The following is a 26,374-nucleotide window of genomic DNA, read 5'->3' on the forward strand; positions in this document are numbered from 1 at the left end:
GTCTTCAGCGCCGCGCGAGGACCAGTAAGGGAAGCTTCATCCTGGGAAAGCCAGTCCTAGGCAGCCGTAGGATCGACGGTGATGAGCACCGTGCACCCCACACAGCGCCGCGACCTCACCTCCGGTGGCGGCAGCCCGCGTAATCACGCCGGACCCGGGAGCGGCGCGGAGTCGGCCCAGCGCCGCGATCCCAGGCCTGGCAGCGGCAGCCCGCGTAATCACGCCGGACCCGGGAGCGGCGCTGATTCGACCCAGCGCCGCGACCTCGGGTCCAGCGGCGGGAGTTCGCGCACGCGCGCGGGGTCCGGCAGCGGCGCGGATCGAGTGCAGGAGATGGCCGCCTTCTTGCGGGCTCGCCGGGAGCGGCTGACGCCGGAGGATCTCGGCTTGCCGCAGCGCAAGCAGGCGCGCCGGACGCCGGGGCTGCGCCGGGAAGAGGTGGCCGAACTGGCAGGCGTGAGCACCGACTACATCGTGCGGCTGGAGCAGGGGCGGGGGCTGCGGCCGTCGGTGGACGTGCTGAACGCGCTGGCGCGGGCCCTGTGCTTGAACGACGACGAGCGCGCCTACCTGTTCGATCTGGCGCGACAGCGGCAGCCGGACAGCGGCAAGCCGAGCACGGTGCCCGCGCCCGCACTGGCCATGCTGGTGCGCGATCTGTCCCCGCTGCCCGCGATGCTGGTCAACCACCGCTACGACATCCTGGCCTGGAATCGGGAGATGGCGGCGTTGATCACGGACTTCGGCGCGCTGCCGGAGCGGCAGCGCAACTCCATGTGGTTGTGCCTGCTCGACCCGGGCATGCGAGATTTCTATGTCGAGCGGGAGCGCATCATCCGGGAGGGCATCGCGGATCTGCGCGCGGCATGGGCCGCGCATCCGGAGGACCGGGCGCTGGCCGACCTGATCGCCGAGTTCACCGCCCACAGCGCGGAGTTCGAGCAGGCATGGGCCCGCCACGACGTCCGCGTGCAGGGACGGGGGAACAAGCCGCTGCGGCATCCGGTGGTGGGTCCGCTGGTCGTCAGCTACGAGGTGCTCATACCCGTGCAGGATCCCGACCAGCGGATCGTCATCTACCGCGCCGCCGACGCGGACTCCCAGACGGCGCTCGACCGGCTCACCGCCGACCTGGATACGCGGTGACCGGGGCTATTCCGTGGAGGTCAGAATCAGCTCGCCGTCGTCGTCCGCGTCTTCGTAGCGGCCTTCCCACTCCTCGTAGGCGGGCACGTCCTCGTCCCGCGTGACGATCCACTCCAACGAGTAACCGCCGTCGTCGTCGGGAACCAGCACATTCTCGATCTTCAGTCCGAATCCGAGCACCTCGGCCGCGCGGATCACGTCCGGCAGGTCCTCGGCGCGAACGACCGTCTGATTGGCATACACGGTTACCATGCGCGGAATGGTAGCTGGAACCTCCGACACAGCGCGGGCCGAATCTCGAAACAGCAGCTGAAACGGCGTGGGAGCCAGATTGCTGTCCGGGCACGACAAAAGCCGCCGTGGTCATCGAGGCCACGACGGCTGCGTCACACCACGAGTGCGGTACCGGCGCGCGGTACCGGGTGAATCAGAGCTTGTTGTAAGCCAGCGACAGGGCCGACTTCTTGTTGGCGGCCTGGTTGGCGTGGATGACGCCCTTCGAGGCGGCCTTGTCCAGCTTCCGGCTGGCGAACTGAAGGCGCGCGGCGGCGGCTTCCTTGTCACCGGCGGCAGCCGCCTCGCGGAAGCTGCGGATGGCGGTGCGCAGCGCGGACTTGACCGACTGGTTGCGCTTGCGCGCTTCCTCGTTGGTGCGGATCCGCTTCAGCTGGGACTTGATGTTGGCCACGCCGGTTCCTCGTGTTCCTGTCTGGTAGGTCTGTCCTGGGAAAGTTCGTCGAGCGCGCGACATACCCGAATGGAACGGGTAACGCAGCGCCGAAGGTCGAGGTTACCAGTCACCGTTCGGCACGCGAAATCCGACACCGGACCCGCCCCGGTCGATACCGGACACGGCACCGCGCTGGCTTCCCTGGCGACCGGCGAGTTCCACCCGCGAATCCGGCTGCGGGGATCGGCACGACGGTCTCCGGGCGAGAGTACGCCCGCGTCGAGGCATGGACCGGCGCGTGGTCGGGCTCACGGCCCGGCCGGCGCACGCAGGCGCCGAGCAGCACGTGTCCGTCGGGGTGGGCCGTCGCTACGCGATACGCCGCCGCTGAAGGGCCTCTTGTCGGGCGGCGGTTCGACCGGCCCCGAAGTCGTTGTAGAGATCACACGACTCGCGTAGCGTCCTCCTAGCAACCGTTGCTTTCGAGCGGCTGGCGTTGCCGAAGCGGTACCACGACTCGTCCGAGTACATGTCTGGAACGCGGAAGGTGGACAGATGTCTCCAACGGCCCAGGAAGTAGTCGAAGAGGCTGTCGAGAACAAACCGGTTCCCGAGAGCAAGAAATGGGGCGCGGAGGCGCTCGGCACCTTCGTCCTGGTGATCGGCGGTGTCGGCACCGCGGTGCTGGCGGGGGAGAAGGTCGGTCCGCTGGGCATCGCGCTCGCTTTCGGCCTGTCGCTGATGTTTCTCGTCTATTCGATCGGGCCGATTTCGGGCTGCCACGTGAACCCGGCGGTGACCGTGGGGCATCTGCTGCTCGGCCGGATCAGCGGCGTGTCCGCGGCGGGGTACGTGATCTCGCAGCTGATCGGCGGGCTCCTCGCCGGTCTCGTGTTGTTCGCGCTGGCCAAGAACCTGCCGTCGTACGACCGGTCGGTCGACGGCCTCGCCGCGAACGGGTGGGGCAAGCACAGTCCATCGGCGATTCGGGGGCCGCTGGGCGAGGTGGTGGTGCAGAACGGGTTCGGCATCGCCGCCACGATCATCGTCGAGGTGATGCTCACGGCGCTGCTGGTCTTCGTCGTGCTGTCCTCCACCGATCAGCTCTCCGACGTGCCGCTGGCCGGCCTGTCCATCGGCGCCACGCTGGCGGTGATCAACCTGGTGGCGATTCCGGTGGACTACGCCTCGGTGAACCCGGCACGCAGCCTCGCCGTGGCGCCCTACCAGGACGGCGCGATGGGGCAGGTCTGGGCGTTCATCGTGTTCCCGCTGATCGGCGGCGCACTCGGCGCGCTGCTGTACGGCCTGCTGTTCGGCCGTTCCCGCGAAATGATCTCCTGACGAAGGCGTTCGGCCCCGGTCACTCGGCCGGGGTCGATCACTGTGGCTGGGCGGTCAGCTCGCGGTGCGCTCCTGCGGTGCGGTGCACACCAAGGTGACCAGCGCCGGGATCGGGAAGAGCAGCAGGAAGAGGTTGGGCACCCACCACAGCGGACTGAAATCGCCGCGCAGTGTCCAGAACGCGATGGCTTGCAGCCCCGCCACACTGGTCAGGGTCAGCGAGACGGTCATCAGGGTGCGCCAACCGGGCGAGCGGCACAGGCTCGCCAAGCCGGTGGCGCTCGCGGCGAGGTCGAGTACGACGAACGAGTAGTTCCAGTCGCTGAGGATCGGGTCGGTGTAATCCTTGTATGCCCATTCGGGCGGAATCACCTGGGCGAACGCGATCGCCCAGTAGAGCAGGAAACCGACGTCGGTGATCAGCATGGCGATCTTGGTCGGTCCGAGCACGCGTGCCATGGCCTGCCTCAGTGCCAGGCGTATTCGGCGCAGAGCCGGTGGGCGACCAGATCGAAGGTCTTGCGGGGCAGGATCGCGCCTTCGCGGCGGATGCCCGCCTCGGGCACGTCGAGCACCCGATCGAGCCGCACCCAGCTGGGGCGGTTGTCGTGGTCCCAGGACCCGCTGCCGATGCCGATCCAGTTGCGGTCGTAGGCGCGTTCCGGGTTCGACGACAGCATCAGCCCCAGCAGCGTGCGACGGTCCCGGCCCACCACCAGCACCGGCCGGTCCTTGCCGTTGCTCGGGTCTTCTTCGAACGGCACCCAGGTCCAGACGATCTCTCCGGGATCGGCACGGCCGTCCAGTTGCGGCGAGTAGACGATCTGCCGCGCCCGCTCGGCGGTCGGGACCGGCGTCGACGCGGCGGGCCGCACCGTGACGCCCACGGCCGTGCGCCGCTGGGCCAGCGACCCCACCAGCCGGTCGACCAGCCGGGGACCCTGCTGCTTGACCATCTTGGGCCCCTGTTGCTTAGCGATGAGACCGATCTGCTTGCCGAGGGTGTTCCAACTTCGGGCCATCTCAGGAGGATAACGGCGCACCCGCCGCATATCACCCGCGTGGGATGCGTTGTGTCGCGGGGGCCATTCGTCTGCGAGCGAGCTATGGACGCGGATGTGCCCGCCGATCCGGGACCGACCGGACATGTCCGGCTCCCTGCCCGTCGGCAAGGTACGCCGAGACCGAGCGCGATGAACGCAGCGGAGGACGGCGCGGCGCGCCCGACGGTGGCGACGGTGCGGGCGGTGACATCTTCGAAGCGTGGCCTCAGCGCATTCTTCGCGCAATGCGCAGGCACAGTAATCGCTGACCATGAGCGGTCGCGCAGGGCGCAGCATCGCACCGCGACCGTCGCGGCGCACTTCATGTCTGACTGCCCGAAGCGTCTGCGACGGATCCACTGGCTCATCCCCAGCCGTCACAGGCTCAGCCGCGTCCGTCCATTCGCCCCGGGTAAAGGAAGGATCCGCAGCTCGATCACACTCTCGACCCGCCAGGGTGCGAGTCTTACGAGCACCGTTCGCGGCCCGGCTCGTGTCCGAGTGGGCGAAGCGCATGCGACGTAGTCGCGAGTCTCGCCCGCTCGGGCGCGAGCCATGAGGGGGCCGCGAACACGCAGCGCCGAAGGCGCTGCAAAAACTGGCAGAGCACCATGGGACGATAGACGGCAGTTTGCCGATACCCATGAGGAGTGGAGTGCCCGCCAGCTTCGCCGACACGACGTTCACCGATCCCGCCCGGATCCGGAACTTCTGCATCATCGCGCACATCGACCACGGCAAGTCGACGCTGGCCGACCGGATGCTGCAACTGACCGGTGTGGTCGAAGAGCGGCAGATGCGTGCGCAGTATCTGGACCGGATGGATATTGAGCGCGAGCGCGGCATCACCATCAAGGCCCAGAACGTGCGGCTGCCCTGGACCCCCAGGACGGGGGAGCACGCGGGCACCGATTTCGTGCTGCACCTCATCGACACACCCGGCCACGTCGACTTCACCTACGAGGTGTCGCGCGCCCTGGAGGCATGCGAGGGCGCGATCCTGCTGGTCGACGCCGCGCAGGGCATCGAGGCGCAGACGCTGGCCAACCTGTACCTGGCGCTGGAGAAGGATCTGACGATCATCCCGGTGCTGAACAAGATCGACCTGCCCGCCGCGGACCCGGAGCGCTACGCCGCCGAGCTGGCGCACATCGTCGGCTGCGATCCGTCGGACGTGCTGCGCGTCTCCGGCAAGACGGGCGAGGGCGTGGCCGATCTGCTCGACCAGGTGATCGCCCAGGTGCCGCCGCCGGTCGGCGAGGCGGACGCGCCCGCCCGCGCGATGATCTTCGACTCGGTCTACGACACCTACCGCGGCGTGGTCACCTACGTCCGTGTGGTGGACGGCAAGCTGACTCCGCGCGAGAAGATCAAGATGATGTCCACCGGCGCGACCCACGAGCTGCTGGAGATCGGCATCGTCTCGCCCGAGCCGAAACCGACCCAGGGGCTCGGCGTCGGCGAGGTCGGCTACCTGATCACCGGCGTGAAGGACGTGCGCCAATCCAAGGTCGGCGACACGGTGACCGGCGCGCGCGGCGGCGCGACCGAACCGCTCACCGGCTATCGCGAGCCGCGCCCGATGGTGTACTCCGGCCTGTATCCGGTGGACGGCTCCGACTACCCGGACCTGCGCGACGCGTTGGAGAAGTTGCAGCTCAACGACGCCGCCCTGACCTACACGCCGGAGACCTCGGTCGCGCTCGGGTTCGGCTTCCGCTGCGGCTTCCTCGGCCTGCTGCACATGGAGATCACGCGCGAACGCCTGCAGCGCGAGTTCGACCTCGACCTCATCTCGACGGCCCCGAACGTGGTGTACCGGGTGGAGATGGAGGACGGCGTCGAGCACGTCGTCACCAATCCCTCGTACTGGCCCGAAGGCAAGGTTCGCAATGTCTACGAGCCGGTGGTGAAGTGCACCATCATCGCGCCGAGCGAGTTCATCGGCTCGATCATGGAGCTGTGCCAGTCCCGCCGCGGCGAGCTCGGCGGCATGGACTACCTGTCCGAGACCCGCGTCGAGCTGCGCTACACCATGCCGATGGCGGAGATCATCTTCGACTTCTTCGATTCGCTGAAGTCACGCACCCGCGGTTACGCGAGCCTCGACTACGAGGAGGCGGGCGAGCAGGAATCGCAGCTGGTGAAGGTGGACATCCTGTTGCAGGGCGAGGCGGTGGACGCGTTCAGCGCGATCGTGCACCGCGACGCCGCCCAGGCCTACGGCCACAAGATGACCACCAAGCTGCGCGAGCTGATCCCCCGCCAGCAGTTCGAGGTGCCCATCCAGGCCGCGATCGGGTCGAAGATCATCGCCCGCGAGAACATCCGCGCCATCCGCAAGGACGTGCTGGCCAAGTGCTACGGCGGTGACATCAGCCGCAAGCGCAAGCTGCTGGAGAAGCAGAAGGAAGGCAAGAAGCGGATGAAGACGATCGGCCGCGTCGACGTCCCGCAGGAAGCCTTCGTGGCCGCGCTGTCCTCGGACGCCGCTTCGGACAAGCCGAAGGACAAGAAGTAGGCGGCTAGCCCGCCGCGCGCAGCCGTACGCGCAGGCGGGCGCCGCCCATCGGGCTCTCGTCGAGTTCGGCGGTGCCGGAATGCAATTCGGCTTGCTGACGGACCAGGGCCAGGCCGAGGCCCGAGCCGGGGGAACCGGGGCCCTTGACGAAGCGGTCGAAGGCGTCGCCGCGCAACGCCTCGGGGATGCCGCGACCGTCGTCGTCCACATAGATCTCCACGATGTCCTCCGGGCCGGATCGTGCGCTGACGGTGACGGTTCCGGCCTTGCCGTGTTGCACGGCATTGGCGACGGCATTCGTGACGATGAGCATGACGCCGCCCGGTAGACCGGTCACCGTGATCGGTGGGCATTCGGCGAGTTCGACCCGCACCCCGGGATGCCCGCGCCGCGCGTCGTGCACCGCGCGGTCGAGGGTGTCGCAGAGGTCGAACGGCTCGAAGACGTCCGGTTCGGTGAGTTCGCCGACCGCGAGGCGTTCCAGATCGGTCAGCGTGTTCTCGATCTGCCGCTCGGCGAAGAGGATCTCGGACAGGATCACGCCGCGCTGCTGTTCCGGAATCTCTTTGGTGGCAAGTACTTGCAGGTCGGTGCGCAACGCGGTGAGCGGCGTGCGCAACTCGTGCGCGCAGACCGCGGCGAAGTCGCGTGCGCCGGTCAGCGCCCGTTGGGTGGCGCGGTGGGCGGCTTCCAGCCGGGCGAGCATGCGGGTGATCGCGTCGGAGAGTTCCTCGGCTTCCCGCGCGCCGCGGCCGGACAGCGGCGGCAGTTTCTCCAACGTGTCGATGCGGTGGGTGGCGTCGGCGAGACGACGCAACGGGCGTGCGGCGAACCCGGCCAGGAACCAGCCGAGCAGGGCGGCCAGCAACGCGCCCGCCGCGCCGATGCCGAGCCCGATGCGCTGGCTGCGATGTATAGCCGCCTCCACGACGTCGCGGTCGGGATCGAGCGCGACCAGCACGCCGGGCAGCCCGTCGACCCGGGCGATCGCCGCGTCGGCGGGCGCCACGGGTCCGCGCGCGTCGGCGGACCCCTGCTCGGGAGACAGCGTGGCCGCGGACGGCGGAACAGGTTGCGCGGGCGCGGCTTCACGCGGCGCGGCGACCCGCACCGCCATCGACGAGACGGTCTCGTCCAGCTGACGTTCACCGGTGGCGCCGAGCAGGGTGGCGAAAGTGATCGTCAAGGTGAGCGCGACCAGTGCCGCGACCACCCCCGACACGACCGCTACCCGGGTGCGCAGCGACGGCGATCCGCTCATGGTTCCTCCCGGAGGACGAAGCCGACGCCGCGCACGGTGTGGAGTACCCGGGGCACGCCGTCCGCCTCCAGCTTGCGCCGCAGGTAGGAGACGAAGACGTCGACGACATTGGTGTCGGTGGGGAAGTCGTAACCCCACACTGCGGACAGGATCTGCTCGCGGTCGAGCACGATCCCGATGTGCTCGGCGAGCAGGGCGAGCACCTCGAATTCACGTTTCGTCAACTCCACCGGCCTGCCCCCGGCCAGCACGCGGCGTCCGGCGGGGTCGATCCGCACCTGCCCGACCGTGCGCGCCTGGTCGGGGCGGTCCAGCGGTTTACGCCTGCGTCGCAGCAGCGCGTTCAACCGCGCGACCAGCTCGCCGAGATCGAACGGCTTGGTGAGGTAGTCGTCGGCTCCGCGTTCCAGGCAGGCGATCCGGTCGCTGACCGCGGTGCGCGCGCTGAGCACACAGATCGGGATATCGTCGCCCATCGCCCGCAGCGCGGTGACCACGCCGACACCGTCGAGTTCGGGCATGTTGACGTCGAGCACCATCGCGTCGGGCGTAGTGGCGCGGACCATGCTCAGGGCCTCGGCGCCGTCGGTCGCGGTGACGACCTCGAAATCGGAGAGCTCCAGTCCCCGCCGCAGCGACGCGAGGACGCGAACCTCGTCGTCCACGACCAAGATTCGATGTCCGGCCATGAGGTCAATCTAATCCCACAGTCTGAGATCGTGGTGTCGGCTGCGCCCGCGGTGCGCGATGCGCGGGACCGGAAAGTGAGGCATTGGCCACGGCGCAAACTTGTAACGGACGTGTCGGACGGTGTGCAGACGTGGATCGTCGCGATGCGGCCGAGTGGAAGTCGATATGGGCCGATAGTCGTCCGGTAGATACGTTCGCGTCCCGGCCAACTCGGCATCCATGCCGCCGAACGGCTGATTCGTCGAATTCCTCGATGGAGAGCAAATCCTCGGCACTCCGTCGGCAACTCTCAGAGTTCCTTTAGTTCTTGCCGCCGCGCACTCGCCACGTTTCGATCAGGCCTGGTGACGGTGTCTATTCGAGACTGTGTGCGGTCGGGGAGGCCGTCGGAAATGGGGCTTCCGATCCGGCAAATCGGATGGCAGGGTTGTGTTGCCCGCCACAGTCGCATTCTCTCCAGTCCTGGAGAATGTGACAGGGGAGTATTCCCGAAATACTGTTGGGTGATCTTCACTCTCGGTCGGACCGGCGTGGTGAGGATGCTGAACAACCGAGAGTGGAGCTTTTATGACGCGTGATCTGCCCTTCGACGGCGACACCGAAGAGGCCGACCGCGCGGGCGACACCGCCTACCGTGTGGCCACCGGCGTCGCACGGGTCGCGCGGGCGGGCGCCTATGTCACCGGCGGCGCGCTGGTGGCCGCCAACGGCGGCGGCGTCCCCGCACAGCCCGGCGAATCCCGTCTCGACAGCTGGCACACCGGCTGGGCGCACAGCACCGATCCCGATCCCGACCAGCCGAGCCCGGTGATCACGTTCCCTGACCCGGTCGTCGAGCCCGCGCCGTTCTCGCATGGCTCGAATGTCCCGGTGGCGCACGGAAACTTGGTGCCAGGACCGGGCAATCCCGCGCCCGGGTTCGCCCTCCCCGGCACCGGCGCGGGCCCCGCCGGGTCGCTGCCCACGCTCCCCGGCGAGTACAGCGGCACCGACGCCGGCATGCCACTGCCGACGCTGGCCGGCGAGTCCGGCGCGCAGCAGGGGATGCAGCTGCCGACGCTGCCCGGCGAGTCGGGCGGCCACGGGACGCAGCTGCCCGGACACTCCGGCGGCGGCGTCCCCGGACTCGGCGGGATCCCCGGCATGGACGGGGATGCCGGGAGCGGACTGTCCATCCCGGGGACCGACGGTCACGTGTCCAACGGTTTCTCGCTGCCCGGCGTCCGGCCCGACGCCGCGAACGATCTCGACGCGCCCGGCGGGCACGGGTTCGGCCTGCCCGGCCACGGACTCGGCCAAGCCGGGCACGGCTTCGGCCTGCCCGGCGCGAACGGCTTCACCGCGCCCGGCTCCACCGTCTTCGACCTGCCCGGCAACAGCGGCGCCGGTGCGGCGCACGCGGCGGGCGATCCGTTCGACGGCGTCGGTCAGGGCGGCGATCTCGGGATGTTCGTCGGCACCCAGTGGTCGGTCGACTTCGGGGTCGGCCCGAACGGGATCTACTTCACCTCCGAGATGAAGGTCGACGCCGCCGTTGGGCACGTCGGCGATCAGCTCGACGAATTCACCGACTATCTGGCCGACGGCATCCATCTGCCGGACGGCACCGCCAGCGCGGCCGCCCAGCCGAACGCGCTGAGCCAAGGCCCTTCCGGACTGCTCGGTGGGCTCACGTCATCGGGCGCGTCCGCCACGCAGTCGTCGGCGGCCTCCGGCGTCGCGCAGTCCGCGTCGGCGGCCGGTGCACCGACGGCATCGAGCGTCGCGCAGCCGCTGGCGGCCTCGGCGTCCGTCGCCCCCGTGAGTGCGGTCGCGCCGGTGGCCCCCGCCGCCACGGCGCCCGCGCCCGCACCCGCGGCGGTCGCCGCGGCACCGGTGGTCGCGGCCACCCCGCTGCAGACCACGATCCAGCCCGACGCCGCCTCGACCCCGATCGCGAATGTGTTCGCCGCTCCGGAGGGCCCGTCCGTGCTGACCGCTCCCGCGGCGGCCGTCCCCGCGCTGTTCGACGCGGTACGGCCTGCGCCCGTGGTGAAGCCGGCCCCCGGGACCGACCCGCATCCGTCCCACCCGACCCAGTCGCCCGCGTCGACCGTCACCGCGCCGACGACGATCGTCAAGACCACGCCGACGCCGAGCGTTCCCGGCGACGTGACCGTCCCGTCCGCGCCGAAGACGCCGGATCACGACGTCACGAAGCTCCCGGGCGCCACCACGGTGCCGCACGGGGGCGTCACCACCGCTCCGGACGTGCCGACCACCAAGGTCCCTGGCGCGACGGTCACCCAGACCCCGGCGCCGACGCATGCGCCGACCACCCCGGGTGACGACGCGACCTCGCCGGGTGGCGTCACAGGTCGCCCGAGCACCGGTGGCACCTCCAACAGCACCTACCCGACCAACGACGTGCCGACCCACGAACTGCCCACCGGCGACGTACCGACGGTGAGCAGGCCTTCGCAGCCGACGTACGAGGCGCCGGACCAGCCCACCTACAGCGCCCCCGCACAGGCGCCCACCGTCGAGCCGCACGCCCCGTCCGCGCCGACCTACACCGCCCCGGTACCCACCCAGGCGCCGATCAAGCCGCAGGTGATCGACCCGAAGCCGCACGGCATCTCGGCGCCGCTGGCGCTCGACCACCCGGCCGACACCGTCTACGCGGTCGCCGACTACACCTACGACCACTCCGCACTGGCGCTGTCCTCGGGTGGCAGCCTCTCGGGTGCGCTGCTGCCGGAGTCGGGCATAGTGGAAACGCACCATTACGTGTCCGATGTGTCGGACATCTCCCTGATCTAGCAGGGGCGTAGCGGGTTCCGACGACTGCGGAGTGGTCGCAGGGGGCACCTGAACGAAAGTCATCGAGAGTAAGGAGGAGGGTTGTCTGCCGCTGCCGGGCTGAAGGCTGCGACCGTGAAACATCCGGACGCGATGGCCCCGCTCATTCGGATACTCGACGAGCTGCGGGAGACGGCCCGATCCGCGGGACGCGACGACCTCGGCAGCCGACTGAGCATGGTTCGTGCCAGGGTGAGCGATCCCCGGGTACGGCTCGTGGTCGTCGGTCGTCCGAAGAACGGCATGAGCACGCTGGTCAACAGCTTGGTCGGTGCCTCGGTCAGCGCGACGAACAGCGATCTGAGCGTCCCGGTGATCGTCGAGTACGGGCCGGAGCCGACCGCGACGCTGGTGCGGCAGACCGAGCACGGCCGCACCGAACGTCAGTCGGTCGACCCGCTCGATCCCGGTCCAGCGCTGGCCACCCAGGGCGTCGTCCGTGCCGAGTTCACCCAGCCAAGTCCGCTGCTCGCCGACGGTGTCGTGGTGATGGACGCGCCGGGCGCGCTGGGCGACAACCGCACCACCTGGTCGATGATCGCCGCGGCCGACGCCGTGCTCTACGTCGGCGACGCCGGCACCGAGCTGACCGCGGAGCAGATCGCCGAGTTGCAGCGCATCCAGCAGATCTGCCCGACCGTGATCTGCGTGCTGAACAAGATCGACGTGTTCCCGCACTGGTCGCGCACCCAGCAGCGCAACCGGGAACTGCTGGACTCGGCGGGACTCGGCTTCGCGGTGGCCCCGGTCTCCGCGGAACTGCACCGGCAGGCCGGGTTGACCGGTGACTACCAGCGCGACATCGAATCCGGCGTGCCGCAGCTGATCGATCATCTGCGCGACTACGTGGTCGCCCGCGCGGACGCGGTGGCGCTGGAAGCCGCGGTCGGGGACATCCGCCTGGTCTGCGATCACCTCGCGCTGACCCTGCGCACCGAAGCCGAGGCGCTGCGCGACCCGCGACGCCGCGCCGAGATCACCGACCAGCTCGCCCGCGCGCGCGACGAGGCCGATCAGCTGCGCCAGCGCACCGCGAATTGGCAGGTCACGCTCGTCGACGGCGCGACCGAGCTGATGGCCGACATCGAGCACGATCTGCGCCACCGGCTGCGCAGCCTGATCCGCGACGCCGAGGCCGAGATCGCCCAGACCGATCCGGCGCGCCGCTGGAAGGATTTCGCCGCCGATCTGGACGCGCGCATCTGCGAGGCGGTCGAGGAGAACTTCGCCGTGGCGCACTACCGCTCGATGGAGCTGTCCGAGCAGGTGGCCGCCAAGTTCCCGGCCGACAACCGGACCCCACCGCTGCCGGACCTGCGCTTGTCCAACCCCGGTGAGGTGCTCGAGGCGGTGCAGCCGCTGGAGCCCCTCGAGAGCGCGAAAGCCGGGGTCACCCAGCAATTCCTGACCGGTCTGCGCGGTTCCTACGGCGGCATCCTGATGGTCGGTCTGGCCACCAGCCTCCTGGGCATGTCGCTGGTGAACTGGTACTCGGCGGGTGCGGGCGTGCTGCTGGGCGTGAACGCGCTATGGGACGACCGCAAGAGCCGCAAGGTGCGCCGCCGGGCCGAGGCCAAGGTAGCGGTGGCCCGCCTGATGGACGACGTGATCTTCCAGGTCGGCAAGGAGTCGCGTAACCGCTTGCGCGCCGTGCAGCGAGTGCTGCGCGACCACTTCACCGACATCGCGACCGAGGTTTCGCGCGCCGCGGACGACGCGCTGCGCTCGGCCGAGGAGAACTACGGGAAGTACGGCGACCGCAGGCCGGAGCGGATCGCCGACCTCGAGGCGCGGCTCGGCAAACTGCACGCGCTGCGCGAGGAGGCCGACGGACTGGTTCCCGCGTAGACCGTTCCCGGCGTGGGTCAGACCGGATGGCCCTGCGGGGTGTTCGCGGGCTGGAAGCGGCCCGCGTGCCGGGAGCTCTCGGCGCGGATGACGTGGGTCACGGCGTTGATCAGCGCGAGGTGGGTGAACGCCTGGGGGAAGTTACCGAGGTGGCGGCCACTGCGCGGATCGATCTCCTCGGCGTACAACCGCAGGGGGCTGGCGAAGCCGAGCAGTCGTTCGCACAGGTGCCGCGCCCGCTGGATCTCCCCGATCTCGACCAGCGCGGAGACCAGCCAGAACGAGCAGATGGTGAACGCTCCTTCCGTGCCGCTCAGGCCGTCGTCGGTCGTCTCGGTCCGGTACCGCAGCACCAAGCCGTTCTCGGTGAGCCGGTCGGCGATGGCCAGCACGGTCGCGCGCACGCGGTCGTCCTCGGGCGGCAGGAAGCGGGTGAGCACCACCAGCAGCAGCGAGGCGTCCAGCGTGTCGCCGCCGTAGACCTGGGTGAACACGCCTTCTGAGGTGACGCCGTTGGCCAGGACGTCGGCCTTGATCTCCTCCGCGATCGCGTACCACTCTTCGGCGTGCTCGTACTGACCGTGCAGTTCGGCGAGTTTCGCGCCGCGGTCCAGCGCCACCCAGCACATCACCTTGGACGAGGTGAAGTGCTGCGGCTCGCCGCGCACCTCCCAGATGCCCCGGTCGGGCTCCTTCCAGTGCTCGATGGCGGCGTGCACTTGGCGGACCAGTAGCGGCCACAGCGTCTCCGGCACCTGCTGGCGCGACTTCACGTGCAGGTAGACCGCGTCGAGCATGGTGCCCCAGATGTCGTGCTGATCCTGGCTGTAGGCATTGTTGCCGATGCGCACCGGACGGGACTGGTCGTAGCCGCCCAAGTGATCGAGGATGATCTCGTCGAGCTGCCGCTCGCCCCCGATGCCGTAGAGCACCTGCAGCGGGACGGGCTCGCCGTCCTCGCCGGTCGTCGCGTCGTTGAGAAAGGCGAAGAAGTCGTCGGCCTCCCGGTCCAGGCCCAGCGTGTACAGGCCCCACAGCGCGAAGCTGGCATCCCGCACCCAGCTGTAGCGGTAATCCCAATTGCGTTCTCCGCCAGGGGTTTCCGGCAGCGAGGTGGTGGCGGCGGCCATCAGGGCGCCGGTCGGAGCGTAGGTGAGGCCTTTGAGGGTGAGCGCGCTGCGCTGCAAGTAGTTGCGCCACGGGTGATCGGGGAACTTGCCGAGCGTGATCCACTGGCGCCAGCATTCGGTGGTCTGCCACATCTTCTCGGCGGCCTCGCCGAAGGTGCGCGGCGCGGGCAGTTCCGACCAGGTGAGCGCGACGAAGACCTCGTCGCCCTCTTTCATCCTGGTGCGGGCGCGCGCCTCGCGCCCCTCGAGTCCGAGACGCAGATCGGTGGTGAGCACCAGGCTCGGCCCGGCGCTGGGCTCGTCGCCGCGCACCGCGGTCGCCTCCTCGTACACCTTGCCGGTGTACTCCCACCGTGCGCTCGCCCGGTGGTAGTCGAACGCGGGCTCGCAGCTCACCTCCAGCTCCACGGTGCCGTTCACGCATTTCACCGTGCGCAGCAGCAGATGCTCGGCATCCCAGTCCATCGGGGTGCGCCGGTGGGTCTTGCTGCGCTGATCGTTGTTGTGCCAGGGGCCGAGCACCAGTGCGTCGCGCACGATCAGCCAGCCGGTGCCGGTCTGCCAGGTGGTCTCCAGGATCATCCCGCCGGGCAGGTAGCGGCGGGCGGCGGGCACGTTGACCCCGTACGGCCCGACCCGGAAGTGCCCCGCGCTGCGGTCGAGGAGCGCCCCGAAGATGCTCGGCGAATCCGGCCGCGGAACACACATCCATTCCACCGCGCCGTTGCTGGCGACCAGGCAACTCGTCTCGCAGTCGGACAGGAAGGCGTAGTCATCGATCGGCGGGTAGGCGCCGTGGCGGTGGGTTTCGGCCAAGTTCGTCGGCAGGCCGTCGGAGTCGTTGAGGGTGAGGTCATCGGAGGACGCCATACCCCATCTTCGGGCCGATGTACGCCCGTCGTCCACTGCGCGATTCCTCCGTCCGCCGATGTGGCCGACGGCCTCGTGGAACCGGCCGGCGTACCGACTAGGCTGGAGCCGTGCATCGCATCGCAGGTTGGTGGGACGGCTTCGAGCTGTGGGTGGCGGGACTGCCGTTCATCCCGCAGTTCCTCGTGGTGCTCGTGGGCATGGTCCCGATCAGCTTCGCCATCGCCTACGGGCTCGATCGCGTGCTGCGCGCTGTGCTGCGCGTGCTGGATCGCCGCTACGGCGCCCATCCCGCACCGCCCCGCCCCGCCCCGGCCGCTGCGGCGGCGGTGCTCGAACCCGGGCAGGCCGCCGCCGATCGCACTCCCGTGCAGAGCGGGGCGCGCTGATGCCTCGTTCGCGGGTTCAGCTCGCCCTCATCGCGCTGCTCGTGCTGATCGTCGTCGCCTGGTTGATCACCCGCTGACGGTCAGTTCCCGCCGCCGCGCCAGTCGCCGAACCGCTTGCCGAGCTTCGCGACGGTGTCGCCTACCTCGTGGGCGACCGTGCTCGCCGCCGCGCCGACATCCCGGCCCAGCGTGCGCACGGTACGGATGAGCGGATCGTCGGACTGGTCGAAGTTCGTGCGGTAGGTGCGGGCGGCGGCCTTCATCTCGTCGGTGATTTGGGTGGCGCGATCCTGGTCACGGCGCGGATAGTCGCCCGAGAGCACGCGGTCGTAGTCGCCGCTCTGGATCCAGCGGCGCAGTTCGGCCGCGCGCAGCACGGAGAACGGGTGGCTCTGTAACTCCAGGTTGAGCAGCTTCAGCACGCCGTCGCGCAGATCGCCGGACCGCTCGTAGTCGTCGGCCTGGGACAGGAACGCCCCGTGGTTCATCTCCTTCACCAAGGCGCCCCCGGCCGTCTTCATGTGCACGCGTACCGAAGCGTCGACATCCTGGCCGCACAGCAGCCCGGCCCGGTCGCCGGACAGCTCGGACTTGCGGCTCCACTCCATCAGGGCCGCGACGATGCCGCGCAGAGCCCACCCACCGACCGGCAACCAGCCGACGCTCGCCGAGACCCGCAGTAGGTGTATGAGCATCGTGCGGTACACCGCGTGGCCGGACAGCGCGTGCCCGAGTTCGTGGCCCACCACGAAACGCAGCTCCTCGGTGTCCATCAGTTCGAGCAACCCGGTGGTCAGCACGGTGAACGGCCGGTCCATGCCGATGGTGAAGGCATTCACCTGTGGGCTCTGCAACACGAACAGCTCGGGCGTCGTGGGGGCGTCCAGGATTCGCACACAGTCCTCGCGCAGGTGGTGCAGGGTGCGGAATTGCCGCTCGTCCACCCGTACCGCGGTGGCCAGATACAGCAGCCGGTGCTGGCGTTCTTGCAGCAAACCCGACAATGTGCGCAGCACCACGTCGAACCCCGGCAGTGACCGCAGGGTAACCAGGGCGGTGCGGTCGGCCGGGTGCTCCCACGTGCGGGTGCTGATGCCGGGGAATGTCGTGCGGACGCGATCCGGACTGGTGGTCATAAGGTGAAACCCCCCTCTTCCTGGGCTCTTCGATTCGAACTCCGCCTTGCGCTCTGCTACAGTCTGCCCGTGTCTTCGAGCGCAGTCCCGCAGGTCCGCCATGAATTGGCGTTGATTGCTGTCGGTGACCTCGCGGTCGCGGACGTCTACTGTCGCTGATCGCGACCGGGCACATCCGCGTCTCGTTTGTCAGCAGACTGGCGCGCTTCTTGCAGATGTGCTTTCGCTTCCCGACGGCCCGTTGTGGGCCGGTAGTCGCGCCGCTGCCGTATCGCTCGATCGGCGGGTCTGCTGAATCGATAAGTTTGTCGCCGCCACCGATGTGTTACCGGAGAACTGGCGGTCCGCACGAAAGGTCCACCCCGATGGCTCGCAAATCCTGGCTTTCGCCGCGCCGACGCTACAGCGCCGTTGCCCTAGCCGCCCTAGCGGCGGTCGCGCTGACCGCGTGCGGCGGCGGAGCCAGCGACACGGTCGGGGCGGGCGCTTCCGACGGCAGCGGCGGCACCCTGAACCTCTACGCCTACGCCGTGCCGAAGCCCGGTTTCGACAAGGTGATCCCCGAGTTCAACAAGACCGAGCAGGGCAAGAACGTCCAGATCCAGCAGTCCTACGGCGCCTCCGGCGACCAGTCCCGCAAGGTGAAGGACGGCGCCGAGGCCGACGTCGTGAACTTCTCGGTCGAGCCGGACATCACTCGCCTCGTCGACGCGGGCCTGGTGGACGCGAGCTGGAACGCCGACGCCACCAAGGGCATCCCGTTCGGCTCGGTGGTCGCGATCGTCGTGCGCAAGGGCAACCCGAAGGGCATCAAGGACTGGGACGACCTGCTGAAGCCGGGCGTCGAGGTGGTCACCCCGAACCCGTTCAGCTCCGGTTCGGCCAAGTGGAACCTGCTCGCGCCGTACGCGGCCAAGAGCGACGGCGGCAAGAACCCGCAGGCGGGCCTGGACTACCTGAGCAAGCTGGTCTCCAAGGAGCACGTGAAGGTGCAGCCGAAGTCCGGCCGCGAGGCGACCGAGACGTTCCTGCAGGGCACCGGTGACGTTCTGCTGAGTTACGAGAACGAGGCGATCTTCTCCGAGCGCAACGGCGATCAGATCGAGCACTTCGTCCCGCCGGTCACGTTCAAGATCGAGAACCCGGTCGCGGTGCTGAAGAACAGCAAGAACCAGCAGAAGGCCGTCGCCTTCCGCGACTTCCTGTTCACCACCGCGGGCCAGAAGGCCTGGGCCGCCGCCGGTTTCCGCCCGGTCGACCCGAAGGTCGCCGCCGACTACGCCAAGGACTTCCCGACCCCGCAGAAGCTGTGGACGATCGCCGACCTCGGCGGCTGGAAGACCGTGGACAAGGAACTGTTCACCCCGAACACGGGTTCGGTAGCGGTGATCTATGACAACGCCACCAAGTGACCGGGTGACCCCCGTTACACGGGATACTGGACGATCGTGACTACGAGCAGTAACGCCGGGACCGCGCAGGCAGCTGGTCCCGGCGTCTCCGAACCCGTGCGTCCCGATCGCCGCTGGAACTGGTCGTGGCTGCGCGTGACCGGCTCGGTGGGTCCGCTCGGCATCGCCACCGCGGTGCTGTGGCTGAGCATCATCGTGCTGCTGCCACTGGCGGCGCTCACCGTGACCAGCTTCGAGGACGGGTGGTCCGGTTTCTGGGACGCCGTCACCGCGCCCGCCGCGCTGGACTCGCTGCGCATCACCGTGCTGGTCTCGGTCGTGGTGGCGGTGGTCAACGTGGTCATGGGCACGCTGATCGCCTGGGTGCTGGTCCGCGACCGGTTTCCCGGCAAGGGTGTGGTCAACGCGCTGATCGACCTGCCGTTCGCGCTGCCGACCATCGTCGCCAGTATCGTGCTGCTCTCGCTGTACGGTCCGCAGAGTCCGATCGACATCCACCTGAACGCCACCCAGCCGGGCCTGGTGGTCGCGCTGGCGTTCGTCACGCTGCCGTTCGTGGTGCGTTCAGTGCAGCCGGTGCTGATCGAGGCCGACCGCGAGGTGGAACAGGCGGCGCTCTCGCTGGGCGCGAACAACTGGACCACCTTCCGCAGGATCGTGCTGCCCGCGCTGGCTCCCGCCATCATCAGCGGCGGCGGACTGGCCTTCGCCCGCGCGATCGGCGAGTACGGTTCGGTGGTGCTGATCGGCGGCGCGATCCCGCGCAAGACCGAGATGGCCTCCCAGTACATCCAGAAGCAGATCGAGATCGATCGGCCGGTGAACGCGGCGGCCGTGTCGGTCGCGCTGCTGGCCATCTCGTTCGCGACGCTGCTGGTTCTGCGGCTGCTCGCCGAACGCAGCGCGCGCAAGGAGCAGGCGAGCCGATGAAAAACAATCGCGCAGCGCTCCCCGTGTCGCCGGGGCGCGGGCATTCCCCTGGGACGGAGCAGGGTCGATGAAACTGCATCCGCTGACCCGCATCTCGTTGCGGACGGTGGCGCTCGGCTACTTGTTCGTACTGCTGGTGCTGCCGCTGATCATCATCCTGTGGCGCACGTTCGAGCGGGGGATCGGCGCGTTCGTCGACTCGATCACCACGCCCGCGGCGATCTCGGCGTTCCAGCTCTCCCTCCTGATCGTCGCGATCACCGTCCCGGTGAACGTGGTCTTCGGCATCGTGACGGCGCTCGCGCTGGTGCGTGGAAAGTTCCCGGGCCGCAACCTGGTTCAGGGCATCGTGGACTTGCCGTTCGCGGTCTCGCCCGTGGTGGTCGGCGTCTCGCTGATCCTGCTCTGGGGCGCGGGCGGCTGGTTCGGCGGTCTGGAAGACCTGGGCTTCAAGGTCATCTTCAACCTACCGGGCATGGTGATCGCCACCATCTTCGTGACGCTGCCGTTCGTGGTGCGCGAGGTCGAGCCGGTGCTGCACGAGATCGGCGACGACCAGGAGCAGGCCGCGGCCACCCTGGGCGCGTCCAAGTGGCAGACCTTCTGGCGGATCACGCTTCCCGCGATCCGGTGGGGCCTGACCTACGGCGTGGTGCTCACCGTGGCCCGCGCGCTCGGCGAGTTCGGCGCCGTGATCATGGTGTCCTCCGCGCTGCCTGGCAAGTCGCAGACGCTGACGTTGCTCGTGCACGGCCGGTACATCAACGACCACAACACCTTCGGCGCGTACTCCGCCGCCACCTTGCTGATGGGCATCGCCCTCGTCACCCTTCTGCTGATGACCCTCCTCGAACGTAAGCGGGGCACAAAGTGATCACCGTGACCAACGCGAACAAGAACTACGGCACGTTCGCCGCCCTCGACGATGTCAGTCTGGACATCCCCTCGGGCGAACTCACCGCGCTGCTCGGCCCGTCGGGTTCGGGCAAGTCGACGCTGCTGCGCTCGATCGCCGGGCTGGAGTCGCTGGACACCGGCGTGGTCAGCATCGCGGGGCGCGACGTCACCCGGGTGCCGCCGCAGAAGCGCGACATCGGCTTCGTGTTCCAGCACTACGCGGCGTTCAAGCACATGACCGTGCGCGACAACGTGGCGTTCGGCCTGAAGATCCGCAAGCGCCCGAAGCACGAGATCAGCAAGCGCGTCGACGAATTGCTCGGCATCGTGGGACTGGACGGCTTCCAGCACCGCTACCCGGCCCAGCTGTCGGGTGGCCAGCGCCAGCGTATGGCGCTGGCCCGCGCGCTCGCCGTCGATCCGCAGGTGCTGCTGCTGGACGAGCCGTTCGGCGCGCTGGACGCCAAGGTCCGCGCCGACCTGCGGACCTGGCTGCGCAGGCTGCACGAGGAGGTCCACGTGACCACCGTGCTGGTCACCCACGACCAGGAGGAGGCGCTCGACGTCGCCGACCGGATCGCGGTGATGAACAAGGGCCGCATCGAGCAGATCGGCACTCCGGAGGACGTGTACGACCGGCCGGCCAACGAGTTCGTCATGTCGTTCCTCGGCGCGGTGGCCCGGCTCAACGGACATCTGGTGCGGCCACACGACATTCGCGTCGGCCGGGATCCCGGCATGGCGCTCGCCGAGCACGAGGGCACCGCCGATTCCGCGGGCGTCACCAGGGCGACGGTCGAGCGCGTGGTGCACCTCGGCTTCGAGGTGCGCGTGGAACTGCGCAACGCAGCGACCGGCGACCTGTTCGCCGCGCAGGTCACCCGCGGTGACGCCGAGGCGCTGCGACTGTCGGACGGCGAGACGGTGTACGTCCGCGCCACTCGGATCCCGGAACTGCCCGCGCACTAAGGGTTTTCGCGAACCGGTCGCATACTCGTCGACATAGGGAGTGTGGCGCTGAGAAGTTGCTACACTCTCTCCCGTTGCCGTGTCCACTGCTATCCGGCTGCGCTGCGGAACGGTTGCCGACGGGGAAGCGAGGTGTGCGCTAGGCGGCGGTCGTAGCCGGCGTCGGGCCGGACCCGGCATGCGATGCGAATATCGACGACTGTCGCCGGGTCCGGCGCCCCGTCCATTCGGCGAATTGTCGGCACGGATCCGTCAAGGGGAGTCTCCCCATGTGGAGCGCGGTCGCTCGGCGCCGTGCGCGTAAGAACCCGGATTCCGGCAAACATCCACCGGGCATGAGCTATCCCCGCGTGTCGCAAGGAAATCCGACTGGACGGCATGTGTAGTGCTGGTTGGCCTGGTGAGGGCGTCGTAGCCCGTGGATTCGGATGCGGCGAGGCACAGGCGGCTTGCGGACAATCGGTTGTCCGGACTTGGCACGAAGATCGCGGAGTGGTTGCCTAAACGGCGTTCGAAGCAAATCGGCACGGCGATCGGGTGGATTGCGATGGCGGTTGGTCTCGGGTTGAGCATCGGTACGGTGAACACGGTTTCCGTTCTCGCGGAGGAAGGTTCGGCCAAGGCTCCGCCGGGGCGACGCAAAACGCAGCGGGCGCAGACCATCACGCGCCGCACCACGCTGACCTTCGACAGCACCGGCGTGGCCAGGGTGGGCATGATTCCACGGCACGGCCGCGCGGTCACCGAATTCGCCGATCTCACGCAACGTTCCAGCACGTGGGCGCGGGTGGGCAACCGCGCGCTCGCCCCGGCGGACCTCGTCGCGACGGTGGCGAAGTGCCTGACCGACGAGGTGCGGCAGGACCATCCCGGCTGCGGAAGCGGGCTCGGCATCGCGGTGGCCTATCCGGCCCGCTATGCCGACGAGCAGGTGGACGCGTTGCGCGCGGCGCTGGACGGCGTGGAACTGAAGCAGGCGGCGCTGGTGGCCGAACCCGTCGCGGCGGCGGCCTGGCTGGAGGCCGACCGTGGTCCGCTCATGCCGGGTCTCGCCCTCGTCTACGACCTCGGCGGTGCCGGGCTCGACGTCACGCTGGTCCGGGTGGGTGCGGGATGTCCGCGCAATCCGATCGTCGGGGTCTCGCTGCGTTCCACCGAGTTCGGCGGACGCGCGTTCGGGGCGTTGATCGCCGAGCAAGCCGGGCCGGGCCCGCACTCGTCTTCGGTCGCCGAGTCGGTCGCCGACACGATCGCGGGCGAACTGCGCGTCAAGCATGTCCGGGAGTCGCTGGAACTCGTCTACCGCTGCTTGCGGGTCGCGGACGTCACCATGGCCGACGTCGACCGCGTGCTGGTGGTCGGCGGGGCGGCGCGACCGGCGGAGGTGGCCGAGGTCTTGGCGGCGGAATTGGCCAGGCCGGTGATCGTCGCCGCCGATCCCGGGCGGACCACCGCCGACGGCGCCGCGATCCTCGGACGGAGGGCGGCGGCCGCGGCCGAGGCGGCGGCCGAGCTGCGCCGGGTCAGGCGCAGGCGCGTCCGTCGTCGTGCCGCCACGCGGGCCCTGATGCTGTCGCGCCGGACCAGGCGCAGGCTGGGCCGGGTGGTCGTCGTCACGAGTATGTCGGCCGTATTCGGTTTCGGGACTTCGATCCTGGCGGTCGGTGACGGGGTGCTGGTGAGTTAGGCCCCGGCACGGACCGCGATGAACAGGGGCCGTCCGGCGGTGCGCGTGATGAGGGCGCGCATCGCCGGACGGCCCTAGCAACTGCTGGGTTGACGTAACTCTCCGTTAGTGTAACTATGGGATACAGTTAAACGGTTCCATCGAGGAGAGGCAGTGACGACGATGTCCGCAGCCGTGACACCAGCCGTCGATCCCGATCTTGAAAAGGCGCAGGAGTACGCCGCGAAGCTGCTGCTGCTCTCCGAGGGATCGGTCAACAAGCACTTCGATCCCTTCGAAGACATCGACTGGGACAACCCCGACTTCGCCGCCGACGCCGGCGAGGAGCGCTGGATTCTGCCCGTGTCCGCCGACACGGTGGCGCGCCACCCCTGGTATCAGGCGTTGTCGACCGAGCAGAAGATCGCGGTCGGCAAGTACCGGCAGGCGAACATCGCCAAGGTCGGCCTGCAGTTCGAGTCGATCCTGATCAGCGGCATGGTCATCCACAACTTCGGCCTGCCCAACGGCTCGCCGGAGTTCCGGTACTGCTCCCACGAGATGATCGAGGAGCACAACCACACCCTGATGTTCCAGGAGATGGTCAACCGGATCGGCCTGGATGTGCCCGGCATGGGCCCGCTGGTCAGCAAGTTCAAGTACCTGGGCGCGCCCGTGGCGGCCTGGTTCCCGAATCTGTTCTTCATGGCCGTGCTGGCCGGTGAGGAGCCGATCGACCACATCCAGAAGCAGATCTTGCGCTCGGGCGAAGAGGTGCACCCGATCATGCGCGGCGTGATGGCCATTCACGTCGCCGAAGAGGCGCGGCACATCTCCTTCGCGCACGAGTTCCTGAAGAACCATGTGCCGGAAGCGAAGCCGGCGCAGAAGTTCATCCTCTCGCTGGCCATGCCGATCGTCATGCGGATTCTCGGCCGCTCGATCGTCACGCCGCCGCGGTCGTTCTTCGCCGAGTTCGACATCCCGGAGAAGGTCCGCAAGGAGCTGTTCTACGGCTCGCCGGAGGCCAAGCAGGTCTTCAGCGATTACTTCTGTGACGTGCGCGCCCTGGCCAAGGACATCGGATTGATGAACCCGGTCGCCAAGGCGGTCTGGAAGGCGCTCGGCATCGACGGTCCCAGCACTCGGTACCGATCGGAACCGCTGCGCGCCGCGAACAAGGTCGCCTGAGTCGCATGCCGTACGTCGTCACCCAATCCTGTTGCAGCGACGCGTCCTGCGTGTACGCCTGCCCGGTCAACTGCATCCATCCCACGCCCGACGAACCGGACTTCCGGACGGCGGAGATGCTGTACGTCGACCCGCAGGCGTGCGTGGACTGCGGCGCCTGCGCCACCGCGTGCCCGGTCGACGCCATCGTGTCATCGAAGAAGCTGACCGCTGAGCAGAAGCCGTTCATCGAGATCAACGCCGATTTCTACCGGCAGGCGCGACCGCGCCCCCTGCTGGCGCGACCGGTGCCCGCGGCACGGATCCACACCGAGCGCACGCCGCTGCGGGTGGCGATCGTGGGGTCGGGTCCTTCGGCGATGTACGCCGCCGACGAACTGCTGACCCAGCCCGAGGTGTCGGTGACGGTGTTCGACCGGTTGCCGGTGCCCTACGGGCTGGCCAGGCACGGCGTCGCACCGGACCACGAGAAGACCCGCAAGGTCGGCGAGCTGTTCGACGTCATCGCGGCCCAGCCGGGGTTCCGTTCGTACTTGAACGTGGACGTGGGCGCGCACGTTTCGCATGCCGAGCTGCTCGAGCACTTCCACGCCGTGATCTACGCCGTCGGCGCGTCGTCGGATCGCAAGCTCGGCATCCCGGGTGAGGGCCTGGCGGGCAATGTCTCGGCCACCGACTTCGTCGCCTGGTACAACGGTCATCCCGACTACGCCGACCGTGCCTTCGACCTGTCCGGCCGGCGTGCCGTGATCGTCGGCAACGGCAATGTCGCGCTCGACGTCGCGCGCGTCCTCACCAGCGACCCGGCGACGCTGACCGGCACCGACATCGCGCCCTACGCATTGCGGGCGTTGCGCGAGAGCAAGGTCGAGGAGGTGGTCGTGCTCGGGCGGCGCGGTCCGCTCGAATCCGCTTTCACAGTGCCGGAGTTCGTCGGCTTGCTCGGATGCGACGTGGACATCGTGATCGAGGGTGAGCTGCCCGAGCTCGGCGCGGAACTGCCGTTCCATGTCGAACAGAAGCTGCGGCTGCTGCACAGTGTGCGCACCCGGCCGGTGGGGCAACGCAAGCGCATCGTGTTCCGCTATCTGGCCGCGCCCACGGAGATCCTCGGCACCGATCGGGTGACCGGTCTCGCAATCGGCCGCACCGAGCTGGTCACCGATCCGGACGGCCGCATCAGTGCCGTCGAGACCGGGCAGACCGATCGGCTCGACGCGGGCCTGGTGCTCACCTCGGTCGGCTACCGCGGCGTGGCGGTGCCGGGCCTGCCGTTCGACGAGCGGGCCGCGGTGATCCCGAACCAGGACGGCCGGGTGCTGGAGCGCCCGGGCGGCGCCGTGGTCACCGGCACCTACGTGACCGGCTGGATCAAGCGCGGGCCCACCGGCTTCATCGGGACCAACAAGTCCTGTGCGCAGGAGACGGTGCGGCAGTTGGCCGCCGACTTCAACGCGGGCCGCCTGACCGAACCCGCCGGCGGCGCGGCGGAACTCGATCGGCTGGTGCGGCTGCGGCAGCCCGCGGTGCGGGCCGGGGGAGCGGTGGAAGCTCGCCCAGGCCGGGTCCGCCGCTTGCTGGCGCGCGCCTGACGAACCCCGCCTCGGGATACCCCGGCCGCGCCGGTATCCCGAGGCGGTCCCACGTCCAGAGGTCACCGTGCGGTGAAGCCGCCGTCGATGGCGAGTGCCGCACCCGTGACGAAACTGGCTTCACCGCTGAGCAAATAGGCGCAGAACGAGGCGATCTCCTCCGGCGTCGCGATGCGGCCGAGCGGGTGCAGCGCCGCGATGGCAGCCACTCCTTCGGGCGTCGCGCCCATCGAATTACGGAACGCCGGGGTGTCGACCGCCCCGGAGACCAGTGCGTTCACCCGCACTCCCTGATCGGCGGCTTCGAGCGCCACCGCACGCGTCAAGCCGACCACTCCGTGTTTGGCGGCGACGTACGGTGCCACCGAGCCCATGCCCACCACACCCAGATTCGACGCGTTGTTCAGGATCGCGCCGCCGCCGGAAGCCGCCAGCGCGGGAACCTGATGCCGCAGGCCGTAGAACACGCTGGTGAGATTGAGCTCGAGATCGGCGCGCCAATCCGCCTCGTCGATCTCCGCGACCGGGCCGAAGGCGTGCACCGCGCCCGCGTTGTTGAACGCGGCGTCCAGGCGGCCGAATTCGGATACCGCGGCGTCGGTCAACCGGGCCACGTCCTGTTCCACCGTGACATCGGTCGGCACGAACAGTGCGCGCCCACCGGCCGCGCGGATGTCGGCGGCCAGCTGCTCACCCGCGTCCTTGCCGCGTGCGCCGAGCACGACCGCGGCGCCTTCGCCCGCGACCCGCAGCGCGACTGCCTTGCCCACGCCGGAGGTCGCGCCGGTGACCAAGACGACCTGCTCCGCGAACCGTGTTGCCATCGTT

Annotated in this window: 23 protein-coding genes and 1 pseudogene; 15 read left to right on the forward strand and 9 right to left on the reverse strand. The window is 69.0% G+C overall.

Annotation, left to right across the window (positions count from 1 at the left end; translation table 11 throughout):
- Positions 1 to 81: 81 nt before the first annotated feature.
- On the forward strand, positions 82 to 1,146 hold the full coding sequence (locus tag ABZW96_RS07610; protein WP_355072361.1) for a helix-turn-helix domain-containing protein: 1,065 nt from the start codon (positions 82 to 84) through the stop codon (positions 1,144 to 1,146).
- Positions 1,147 to 1,152: 6 nt separating this feature from the next.
- On the opposite strand, the gene ABZW96_RS07615 is transcribed toward ABZW96_RS07610, so the two are convergent.
- Positions 1,153 to 1,398: a hypothetical protein gene (locus tag ABZW96_RS07615; protein WP_355072363.1), complete on the reverse strand. Its 246-nt coding sequence runs from the start codon at positions 1,396 to 1,398 to the stop codon at positions 1,153 to 1,155.
- A 175-nt stretch (positions 1,399 to 1,573) separates the two neighbouring features.
- Complete coding sequence (gene rpsT / locus ABZW96_RS07620; protein WP_355072365.1) at positions 1,574 to 1,834, reverse strand: 30S ribosomal protein S20; 261 nt, start codon at positions 1,832 to 1,834, stop codon at positions 1,574 to 1,576.
- 233 nt (positions 1,835 to 2,067) lie between these two features.
- On the opposite strand from rpsT, the pseudogene ABZW96_RS07625 reads away from it, so the two are divergent.
- Positions 2,068 to 2,275 (forward strand): annotated as a pseudogene (locus ABZW96_RS07625) (transglutaminase family protein); the annotation flags it as partial.
- A gap of 96 nt (positions 2,276 to 2,371) precedes the next feature.
- The gene (locus tag ABZW96_RS07630) at positions 2,372 to 3,160 is read left to right on the forward strand and encodes an aquaporin (protein WP_355072367.1); all 789 of its coding nucleotides are present in this window, start codon (positions 2,372 to 2,374) and stop codon (positions 3,158 to 3,160) included.
- Between the two features lie 54 nt (positions 3,161 to 3,214).
- On the opposite strand, the gene ABZW96_RS07635 is transcribed toward ABZW96_RS07630, so the two are convergent.
- Positions 3,215 to 3,619, reverse strand: a complete 405-nt coding sequence (locus tag ABZW96_RS07635; protein WP_355072368.1) for a DUF5360 family protein — start codon at positions 3,617 to 3,619, stop codon at positions 3,215 to 3,217.
- An 8-nt stretch (positions 3,620 to 3,627) separates the two neighbouring features.
- Entirely contained in the window at positions 3,628 to 4,182 is a 555-nt protein-coding gene (locus tag ABZW96_RS07640) for a type II toxin-antitoxin system PemK/MazF family toxin (protein WP_355072370.1), read from the reverse strand.
- A gap of 664 nt (positions 4,183 to 4,846) precedes the next feature.
- Here ABZW96_RS07640 and lepA point away from each other — a divergent pair.
- Positions 4,847 to 6,724: a translation elongation factor 4 gene (lepA, locus tag ABZW96_RS07645; RefSeq protein ID WP_355072372.1), complete on the forward strand. Its 1,878-nt coding sequence runs from the start codon at positions 4,847 to 4,849 to the stop codon at positions 6,722 to 6,724.
- 4 nt (positions 6,725 to 6,728) lie between these two features.
- Here the strand turns inward: lepA and ABZW96_RS07650 are convergent, their stop codons facing one another.
- Both ABZW96_RS07650 and ABZW96_RS07655 read right to left on the reverse strand, forming a co-directional pair.
- A complete protein-coding gene (locus ABZW96_RS07650; protein WP_355072374.1) occupies positions 6,729 to 7,985 on the reverse strand; it encodes a HAMP domain-containing sensor histidine kinase in 1,257 nt (418 codons plus the stop codon).
- Entirely contained in the window at positions 7,982 to 8,674 is a 693-nt protein-coding gene (locus ABZW96_RS07655; protein WP_355072375.1) for a response regulator transcription factor, read from the reverse strand. The genes ABZW96_RS07650 and ABZW96_RS07655 overlap by 4 nt, the downstream gene beginning before the upstream one ends.
- A gap of 568 nt (positions 8,675 to 9,242) precedes the next feature.
- Between ABZW96_RS07655 and ABZW96_RS07660 the strand changes: the two genes are divergently transcribed.
- Together ABZW96_RS07660 and ABZW96_RS07665 are read left to right on the forward strand one after the other, a co-directional pair.
- Complete coding sequence (locus tag ABZW96_RS07660) at positions 9,243 to 11,477, forward strand: hypothetical protein (RefSeq protein WP_355072377.1); 2,235 nt, start codon at positions 9,243 to 9,245, stop codon at positions 11,475 to 11,477.
- 81 nt (positions 11,478 to 11,558) lie between these two features.
- Positions 11,559 to 13,364 (forward strand): dynamin family protein, encoded by a 1,806-nt coding sequence (locus tag ABZW96_RS07665; RefSeq protein ID WP_355072378.1) that lies wholly within the window; start codon positions 11,559 to 11,561, stop codon positions 13,362 to 13,364.
- A gap of 17 nt (positions 13,365 to 13,381) precedes the next feature.
- Here ABZW96_RS07665 and ABZW96_RS07670 read toward each other — a convergent pair whose 3' ends face one another.
- Positions 13,382 to 15,364: a glycoside hydrolase family 15 protein gene (locus ABZW96_RS07670; protein WP_355072380.1), complete on the reverse strand. Its 1,983-nt coding sequence runs from the start codon at positions 15,362 to 15,364 to the stop codon at positions 13,382 to 13,384.
- A 110-nt stretch (positions 15,365 to 15,474) separates the two neighbouring features.
- Between ABZW96_RS07670 and ABZW96_RS07675 the strand changes: the two genes are divergently transcribed.
- Positions 15,475 to 15,753: a hypothetical protein gene (locus ABZW96_RS07675; RefSeq protein WP_355072382.1), complete on the forward strand. Its 279-nt coding sequence runs from the start codon at positions 15,475 to 15,477 to the stop codon at positions 15,751 to 15,753.
- 80 nt (positions 15,754 to 15,833) lie between these two features.
- Here the strand turns inward: ABZW96_RS07675 and ABZW96_RS07680 are convergent, their stop codons facing one another.
- Positions 15,834 to 16,889, reverse strand: a complete 1,056-nt coding sequence (locus tag ABZW96_RS07680; RefSeq protein WP_355072384.1) for a M48 family metallopeptidase — start codon at positions 16,887 to 16,889, stop codon at positions 15,834 to 15,836.
- Between the two features lie 69 nt (positions 16,890 to 16,958).
- On the opposite strand from ABZW96_RS07680, the gene ABZW96_RS07685 reads away from it, so the two are divergent.
- From ABZW96_RS07685 to ABZW96_RS07720, 8 genes are all read left to right on the forward strand, one after another.
- Positions 16,959 to 17,048: an Ms4533A family Cys-rich leader peptide gene (locus tag ABZW96_RS07685; protein WP_321210233.1), complete on the forward strand. Its 90-nt coding sequence runs from the start codon at positions 16,959 to 16,961 to the stop codon at positions 17,046 to 17,048.
- Positions 17,049 to 17,254: 206 nt separating this feature from the next.
- The gene (locus tag ABZW96_RS07690) at positions 17,255 to 18,301 is read left to right on the forward strand and encodes a sulfate ABC transporter substrate-binding protein (protein ID WP_355072386.1); all 1,047 of its coding nucleotides are present in this window, start codon (positions 17,255 to 17,257) and stop codon (positions 18,299 to 18,301) included.
- Positions 18,302 to 18,430: 129 nt separating this feature from the next.
- On the forward strand, positions 18,431 to 19,231 hold the full coding sequence (gene cysT / locus ABZW96_RS07695) for a sulfate ABC transporter permease subunit CysT (RefSeq protein ID WP_355072961.1): 801 nt from the start codon (positions 18,431 to 18,433) through the stop codon (positions 19,229 to 19,231).
- 67 nt (positions 19,232 to 19,298) lie between these two features.
- Entirely contained in the window at positions 19,299 to 20,105 is an 807-nt protein-coding gene (cysW, locus tag ABZW96_RS07700; protein WP_355072388.1) for a sulfate ABC transporter permease subunit CysW, read from the forward strand.
- Complete coding sequence (locus ABZW96_RS07705) at positions 20,102 to 21,097, forward strand: sulfate ABC transporter ATP-binding protein (protein WP_355072390.1); 996 nt, start codon at positions 20,102 to 20,104, stop codon at positions 21,095 to 21,097. Before cysW ends, ABZW96_RS07705 begins: the two co-directional genes overlap by 4 nt.
- Positions 21,098 to 21,677: 580 nt before the next feature.
- Positions 21,678 to 22,784, forward strand: a complete 1,107-nt coding sequence (locus ABZW96_RS07710) for an Hsp70 family protein (protein WP_355072392.1) — start codon at positions 21,678 to 21,680, stop codon at positions 22,782 to 22,784.
- Positions 22,785 to 22,946: 162 nt separating this feature from the next.
- The gene (locus ABZW96_RS07715) at positions 22,947 to 23,954 is read left to right on the forward strand and encodes a diiron oxygenase (RefSeq protein ID WP_355072963.1); all 1,008 of its coding nucleotides are present in this window, start codon (positions 22,947 to 22,949) and stop codon (positions 23,952 to 23,954) included.
- 5 nt (positions 23,955 to 23,959) lie between these two features.
- Entirely contained in the window at positions 23,960 to 25,546 is a 1,587-nt protein-coding gene (locus tag ABZW96_RS07720) for an FAD-dependent oxidoreductase (RefSeq protein WP_355072394.1), read from the forward strand.
- Between the two features lie 62 nt (positions 25,547 to 25,608).
- Here the strand turns inward: ABZW96_RS07720 and ABZW96_RS07725 are convergent, their stop codons facing one another.
- Positions 25,609 to 26,370 (reverse strand): glucose 1-dehydrogenase, encoded by a 762-nt coding sequence (locus ABZW96_RS07725; RefSeq protein WP_355072396.1) that lies wholly within the window; start codon positions 26,368 to 26,370, stop codon positions 25,609 to 25,611.
- Positions 26,371 to 26,374: the final 4 nt, after the last annotated feature.

This window comes from Nocardia sp. NPDC004168, from assembly GCF_040610355.1.
GTDB classification, from domain to species: Bacteria; Actinomycetota; Actinomycetes; order Mycobacteriales; family Mycobacteriaceae; genus Nocardia; species Nocardia sichangensis.